This is a genomic window from Dorea sp. MB18-49 (assembly GCF_023669465.1).
Lineage (GTDB): Bacteria > Bacillota > Clostridia > Lachnospirales > Lachnospiraceae > Dorea_A > Dorea_A longicatena.
Genome location: NZ_JAMOYX010000006.1, coordinates 67,349 through 74,493 on the forward strand (window position 1 = coordinate 67,349; position 7,145 = coordinate 74,493).

The following is a 7,145-nucleotide window of genomic DNA, read 5'->3' on the forward strand; positions in this document are numbered from 1 at the left end:
ATGGTGAAAATCAAATAAGAATCCATGAATAATTGGTGAGAAAATAAGGAGTGAAAGAAAGTTGAAAGAACAGAAAAAAGTGAATCCTCTGGCAACAGAAAGCGAGGGAAAACTGATCGCGAAATTCGCAATTCCGGCAATTATCAGTATGCTGGTGAGCTCATTATATAATATTGTAGATCAGATCTTTATCGGACAGGGAGTCGGACTTCTGGGAAATGCAGCGACTAATATTGCATTTCCTGTGTCGATCATCTGTACGGCAACAGCACTTCTTCTTGGAATCGGAAGTGCGTCGAATTTTAATCTGTGTTCCGGAGCGGGAGATCATGAGAAAGCAAGCAGGATTGCGGGGACCGGGCTTTCCATGCTGGTAATCTGTGGTGTGATCATTGCAGCAGTGGTACTGGTGTTCCTGGATCCTCTGCTGCATCTTTTCGGTGTGACGACAAAGATCCTGCCATATGCACAGGATTATACAGGAATTACGGCATTTGGAATTCCGTTCCTGATTTTGACAACCGGAGGGAATCATCTGATCCGCGCGGACAGAAGTCCTACGTACTCTATGACTTGTATGCTGACAGGGGCAATTATTAATACGGTGTTAGATCCGCTGTTTATCTTTGGATTCCACTGGGGGATCAAAGGCGCTGCGTGGGCGACCGTGATCGGACAGATCGTATCCGGAATTATGGTAATTGTATATTTTGGAAGATTTCGTAAAATGGAGCTGAAAAAAGAGATGTTCCGTCCGAGAGGCCATCTCCTGAAAATGATCCTGTCATTGGGAATGGCTTCCTGTATCAATCAGATTGCCATGGCTGTGGTACAGATTACAATGAATAATACACTGCGCTATTATGGTGCGGCTTCTGTATATGGAACAGATATTCCACTGGCGTGTGTGGGCGTTATCTCAAAGGTAAATATGGTGTTCATGGCTATTGCGATCGGGATTTCCCAGGGATGTCAGCCAATCTGGGGATATAATTATGGAGCGGGATCGTATGACAGAGTAAAACGCACTTATTGGAAAGCATTCCGCGTTGCTATGACGGTTGGAATTGTGTTCTTCTTGTGTTTCCAGTTTTTCTCGACGCAGCTTGTGAGTATCTTTGGTACGGGAAGCAAAGAATATTATGAATTTGCGGCAAGATATTTCAGGATTTTTATGTTTATGACATTTGTTAATGGAATCCAGCCAATGTCATCCGGATTCTTTACATCAATTGGTAAAGCGAAGCTGGGTATTGTAGTGTCGCTTACAAGACAGGTAATCTTTTTACTTCCGCTGATACTTATATTCCCGATTTTTATGGGAATTGACGGGGTGATGTATGCGGGACCGATCGCAGATGCGGCAGCGGGAATTATCGCAATTGGATTCGCTGTAAAAGAGATTCGCGCGATGGATAAGATTGCATAGCCTGTTGGAATATGGTAAAATAAATTGAAATAGTCTGGGTATTTGTGAATACCCGGACTGATGACGGTATTACAGGGAAATGGGAGAATACAAGGGATGAAAGAACGATTACCCGTTGGATTTATGTTCAAACAGATCAATAATATTTATGAAAAGGAATTCAATAACCTGCTTCGAGGGATAGGGATCACATCATCGCAGTGCGCGGTGCTGGATTATCTTCTTGGCAGCAGTAAGGAGTTTGTGAATCAGAAAGACATTGAAAAGGCGTTAAGTCTTAAGAATCCGACGGTAACCGGAATCTTAAAAAGGTTAGATGAAAAAGGATTCATTCTGGCAGTCCCAAGTAATCAGGACAAAAGATGCAAGAACATTTACCCGACGGAAAAAGCATATGATATTCAGAAAAAGATGGACAATTACCGGAAGAAGATAGATCGGAGGCTGACGATCGGGATGAGTAAAAAGGAAATCGCGGCATTGGAAAAGATGCTGGACCGGGTTCTTTATAATATCAGTGATCCGTAAAGAGAACAGGAAAAGGACAGGAGAAACAAAAAATGAGTTATGCAGACAAAGTATTTATCAATATGTGCCGTGACATTATCGATAACGGTACCGATACCAGAGGCGAAAAAGTAAGACCGGTATGGGAAGATGGAACACCGGCATATACGATCAAGAAATTCGGAGTTGTGAACAGGTATGATCTGTCGAAAGAATTTCCGGCACTGACACTTCGAAGAACAGCAATCAAAAGCTGTACGGATGAGCTTTTGTGGATCTGGCAGCAGAAATCGAATAATATCAATGATCTTCACAGTCATATCTGGGACAGTTGGGCGGATGAAAACGGTTCGATCGGAAAGGCTTATGGATATCAGATGGGCGTAAAGCACCAGTATAAAGAAGGCATGTTTGATCAGGTGGACCGTGTAATCTATGACCTTAAGAATAATCCATACAGCAGAAGAATCATGACGAATATTTATGTGCATGAAGATCTGCATGAGATGAATCTCTATCCGTGTGCATACAGTATGACATTTAATGTAACCAAGAAACCGGGACATGATAAACTGACATTGAATGCAATCCTGAATCAGAGATCGAATGATGTTCTTGCGGCAAATAACTGGAATGTATGTCAGTATGCCGTATTGATCCATATGCTGGCGCAGGTATGTGATATGGAAGTCGGAGAGTTCGTACATGTGATCGCAGATGCACATATTTACGACAGACATGTGCCGATGATAGAGGAACTGATCAGCCGCAAGCCGCTTCCGGCACCGAAGTTCTGGCTGAATCCGGAGGTCAAAGACTTTTATCAGTTTACAAGAGATGATGTAAAATTGATCGATTATCAGACACATGATCAGATTAAGAATATTCCGGTGGCAGTGTAGAAGAAATATTATTAGCCGGTGGCAGTCAGAGATAAGAATATATTATACGTAAAGAGGAGATGTAGATTATGAATTTGATCGTTGCAGTAGATTCAAACTGGGCAATAGGAAAAGAAAATAAGTTACTGGTGAGTATTCCGCAGGATATGAAGTTTTTCAGAGAGACAACGAAAGGGAAAGTTGTAGCGATGGGAAGAAAGACACTGGAAAGCTTTCCGGGCGGACAGCCGCTTAAGAATCGTGTGAATGTAGTACTTACAACAGACAAGAACTATAAAGTAAAAGATACAGTTATTGTACATACCATAGAAGAGATGGTGGATGAACTGAAAAAATATGATTCGGAAGATATATTTGTGATCGGTGGAGAGAGTATTTACCGCCAGCTGCTTCCGTATTGTACAAAAGCATATATTACAAAAATAGACCATGCATATGATGCAGATACATATTTCCCGAATCTGGATGAGGATCCGGAGTGGGAGATGACGAAGATCAGTGACGAACAGACTTATTTTGATCTGGAATATGTGTTTACAATCTACGAGAGGAGATAACAGATCGAAAATGAGAGTGCTTAGTGTCACGGCGCAGAAGCCATGCAGTACGGGAAGCGGCGTCTATCTGACCGAGGTGGTGAGATCTCTGGCCAAGATGGGTGTTTCGCAGGCCGTGGTGGCGGGCGTCACAAGAGAGGATCGGGTGGATATGCCGGAAGGGGTAACGGTATATCCGGTATATTTTTCGTCAGAAAAGCTTCCGTATCCGGTAGTAGGAATGTCGGATGAGATGCCTTATACCAGTACAAGATATCGGGATATGACAGAAGAGATGGCCGGACAATTTAAAGCTGCATTTCTTGAAGTTCTGGATGAAGCAATAGAAAAAGAAAATCCGGATATTATCTTATGCCATCATTTGTATTACCTGACGGCGTTGATAAGAGCACATTATCCTGCTAAAAAAGTATATGGATTTTGCCATAATACGGATCTGAGACAGATGGAGAGTATTTTATTTGAAAGAAATTTTATCAGGCAGGAGATTCCGAAACTTGACAGGATATTTGCACTTCAGGAAGCGCAGAAAGAAAAAATAAAAAAAATATATCCGGTATCAGAAAAACAGATGACTGTGATAGGAACCGGATATAACAGTGAGGTCTTTAAAAAGACAGGCATAAAATTAAGCAGGAAAGACGGAAAAATCCGTATGATTTTTGCGGGGAAGATTACACAGAAGAAAGGTGTAAAAAGTCTTCTGAGAGCATTGAATCTTCTGGATTATGAAAAAGAAAAAATACAACTTATTCTTGCCGGAGGTGCCGGAAACCTCGTTGAATATGAAGAGATTAAAGAACTGGCAGATGGATGCAGATATCCGGTAGTGTTTGCTGGATGTGTAACGCAATCAAGGCTTGCAGAGCTATACAATGACTGTGATATTTTTGTGCTTCCGTCTATGTATGAGGGCCTTCCGTTGACTGTGATTGAGAGTCTGGCCTGTGGTGACAGGGTAGTAATGACGAAATTGGAAGGAATTGCCGAGTGGCTTGCTGATATGGTCCCGGACGCAGATATCCGGTACGTGTTACCTCCGGGGATGAAAGGAACGGATGAACCGCTGGAGGAAGAATTACCGGCATTTGAAAGCAGACTTGCAGAAGCTTTACGGGAAGCAATTGAGGAAAAAGATACAAAAGAATGTGATGTCAGCAGGATTTCCTGGCAAAAAATCGCACGGGAAGTAATCCGGTAAAATGCCAAAGAGCCTGCCGATGCCAACGTTGTTTCCATACTATGGTATTATAAAAAGTGGGAAGATGATTGATTTCATCTTCCCGCATTTTTTATGCTGTACGTTCTACAGTGTATCATTTCTTCTTACATATCCAGGACGATCCTCGGAAGATGTAAGCTCTTTTACATGTGTGATCTTGGCGTGTTTGTCAACAACCTGATTTTCAATATGTACATTCTCACCGATGTATGCGCCAGAAAGAACTACGCAGTTCTTAATAACAGCACCTTTTTTGATGATACATCCACGTCCTACAACAGAATGTTCCAGAGAACCTTCAATCAGACATCCGTTTGATACAACAGAATTTTTAGCATTTCCTGTTTCAAAATACTGTGTCGGGCAGGAATCATTTGTTCTTGTGTAGATTGGCCAGTTTGGATCAAACAGATTCTGAGCAGTTTTAATATCTGTCAGAGAAAGGTTTGAATCATAATAACTCTTGAAATCAGAGATTGCAGCGAAATAACCTTTGTGAGAAACACCGCGGATATCGAGTTCATCACAGGATGCATTCACGATATCTAATAAAGTGTATACAGAAGAAGTCTTTTTTGCTTTGTGGATCAGTTCGATGAACAGATCTTTCTTCATAACATAAGTATCCATGAAGATATTTTTATTCTTTGCATTTCCGTGATTCTGTTCCAGAGAAAGAACTCCTTTCTGCTTGTTCAGGTTCAATGCGTAACAGTTCAGGAAATATTCTTTTGCAGTATCTACAGAATGATACAGTAATGTAATATCAGCACCGGATTCGATATGATCATTTAACAGTTTCTTGTAATCCTGTGTGTAGACCATGTAACTTGGTGCAATAACAACATATTCGGCCAGTTCTTGTTCGATATATTCCAGGTTTTCAATATAAGAAGCAATGTCATTGTTATACAGACTCATGTTCATTCCGAGACCGGAATAGAGAATCTGAAGATTACCGCTCTTTGAGTTGATATTGTAGTGGCGTCCTGTTCCAAGATGCGCAGTCAAAGACTGTGGATTTCTGCGGATATAGACCTGAATGTGGTCGATACCACTGTTACTCATATTTGAGATAGGGAAGTCAATAACACGATAACGTCCAAGGAAAGAGAATGCACCTACCGGACGATATTCCTGCATGCCTTCCACTCTGATGTGATTTCCGGCAAAGTTTACGATTCCAAATGCTTTAGCCATATTATTCTACCCCCTTTACACGTTTGGAAATGAGCTCGATATGTTCGCTCTTTGCGTCGCCGACAACAGCGCCTGCACCAATTTTAACATTATCAGCAACCAGTGCACGTGTAACGACAGCATTTTCATCTACTACTACACCAGGCATCAGTACACTGTCGATAATCTTAGCACCTTTTCCTACTTTTGCACCTGTGAAAAGTACGGAATTTGTAATTTCACCTTCGATTACGCAGCCCTGATTGACGAATGCATGGTTAATTTCAGCATCCGGTCCGATATACTGAGGAAGAGCAGTAGCATCCTCTGTGTAAATTTTCCAGGTAGGATCGTTCAGATCCAGCTCGTTGTTCTTACTGAGCAGATCCATGTTGGCTTCCCAGAGAGAATCAATCGTTCCTACATCTTTCCAGTATCCTTTGAATTTGTATGCATATAATTTCTTTCCGTCATTCAGAAGAGTTGGTATGATATCTTTTCCAAAATCATGGTTGGAATCAGGATCTTTCATATCGGCAATCAGTTTTTTGCGTAACAGTTTCCAGTTGAAGATATAGATTCCCATAGATGCAAGATTACTCTTTGGATGTTCTGGTTTTTCTTCAAATTCTATGATACGGTTCTCATCATCTGTATTCATGATACCGAAACGGCTTGCTTCTTTCATCGGAACTTCGATAACTGCAATTGTTGCATCTGCTCCGTTATCTTTATGTTCCTGCAACATCTTATCATAATTCATCTTGTAGATATGATCTCCGGAAAGTACCAGAAGATATTCCGGTGAGTATGTATCGATAAAGTCGATATTCTGTGAGATTGCGTCAGCAGTACCTCTGTATACATCCAGATTGGCATCTGCTTTCTCACGTGGTGGAAGAACAAAAACACCACTTTCTTTTGCGTCTAATCCCCAGCGTCTGCCTGCAGCAACATAACTGTTTAACAGAATGGATTCATACTGGGTTAATACTCCTACAACATTGATGCCGCTGTTGGCACAGTTACTGAGTGGAAAATCAATGATTCTGTATTTTCCACCATAAGAAACAGCTGGTTTTGCAACTTTATTTGTCAGTTCGTGAAGACGTGAGCCTCTACCGCCGGCCAATATCATCGCTAACATATTATTTTGTTTCATAATATATCCTCCTTATTGCTTATGAATATATTGTATAATTTTTTGCAAATATTTGCCATATGATTTTTGAAAAAAATGGGAAAAATCACAAATTTTTTTGAAAAATACACTTAAATTTGTGGAAAGGATGAAAAATTTGACAGATTATGGTAAAAAAAGCATGACAAGAAATTAACGAAATGAAAAG

General features: G+C 40.9%; 7 protein-coding genes. 5 read left to right on the forward strand and 2 right to left on the reverse strand.

Annotation, left to right across the window (positions count from 1 at the left end):
- Nucleotides 1–61: 61 nt before the first annotated feature.
- From NCY30_RS03765 to NCY30_RS03785, 5 genes are all read left to right on the forward strand, one after another.
- Nucleotides 62–1,429, forward strand: a complete 1,368-nt coding sequence (locus NCY30_RS03765; protein WP_055180873.1) for an MATE family efflux transporter — start codon at nucleotides 62–64, stop codon at nucleotides 1,427–1,429.
- Between the two features lie 96 nt (nucleotides 1,430–1,525).
- Nucleotides 1,526–1,957, forward strand: a complete 432-nt coding sequence (locus tag NCY30_RS03770) for a MarR family winged helix-turn-helix transcriptional regulator (RefSeq protein ID WP_022415014.1) — start codon at nucleotides 1,526–1,528, stop codon at nucleotides 1,955–1,957.
- A gap of 32 nt (nucleotides 1,958–1,989) precedes the next feature.
- Nucleotides 1,990–2,838 (forward strand): thymidylate synthase, encoded by an 849-nt coding sequence (gene thyA, locus NCY30_RS03775; protein ID WP_006427069.1) that lies wholly within the window; start codon nucleotides 1,990–1,992, stop codon nucleotides 2,836–2,838.
- Between the two features lie 68 nt (nucleotides 2,839–2,906).
- Nucleotides 2,907–3,395, forward strand: coding sequence for a dihydrofolate reductase (locus tag NCY30_RS03780; protein WP_006427068.1), 489 nt, complete (start codon nucleotides 2,907–2,909; stop codon nucleotides 3,393–3,395).
- Between the two features lie 10 nt (nucleotides 3,396–3,405).
- Nucleotides 3,406–4,596 (forward strand): glycosyltransferase family 4 protein, encoded by a 1,191-nt coding sequence (locus NCY30_RS03785; RefSeq protein ID WP_006427067.1) that lies wholly within the window; start codon nucleotides 3,406–3,408, stop codon nucleotides 4,594–4,596.
- A gap of 105 nt (nucleotides 4,597–4,701) precedes the next feature.
- On the opposite strand, the gene glgD is transcribed toward NCY30_RS03785, so the two are convergent.
- On the reverse strand, nucleotides 4,702–5,817 hold the full coding sequence (gene glgD, locus NCY30_RS03790; protein ID WP_022415015.1) for a glucose-1-phosphate adenylyltransferase subunit GlgD: 1,116 nt from the start codon (nucleotides 5,815–5,817) through the stop codon (nucleotides 4,702–4,704).
- Nucleotide 5,818: 1 nt separating this feature from the next.
- Nucleotides 5,819–6,958 (reverse strand): glucose-1-phosphate adenylyltransferase, encoded by a 1,140-nt coding sequence (locus tag NCY30_RS03795; protein ID WP_161158673.1) that lies wholly within the window; start codon nucleotides 6,956–6,958, stop codon nucleotides 5,819–5,821.
- Between the last annotated feature and the right edge of the window lie 187 nt (nucleotides 6,959–7,145).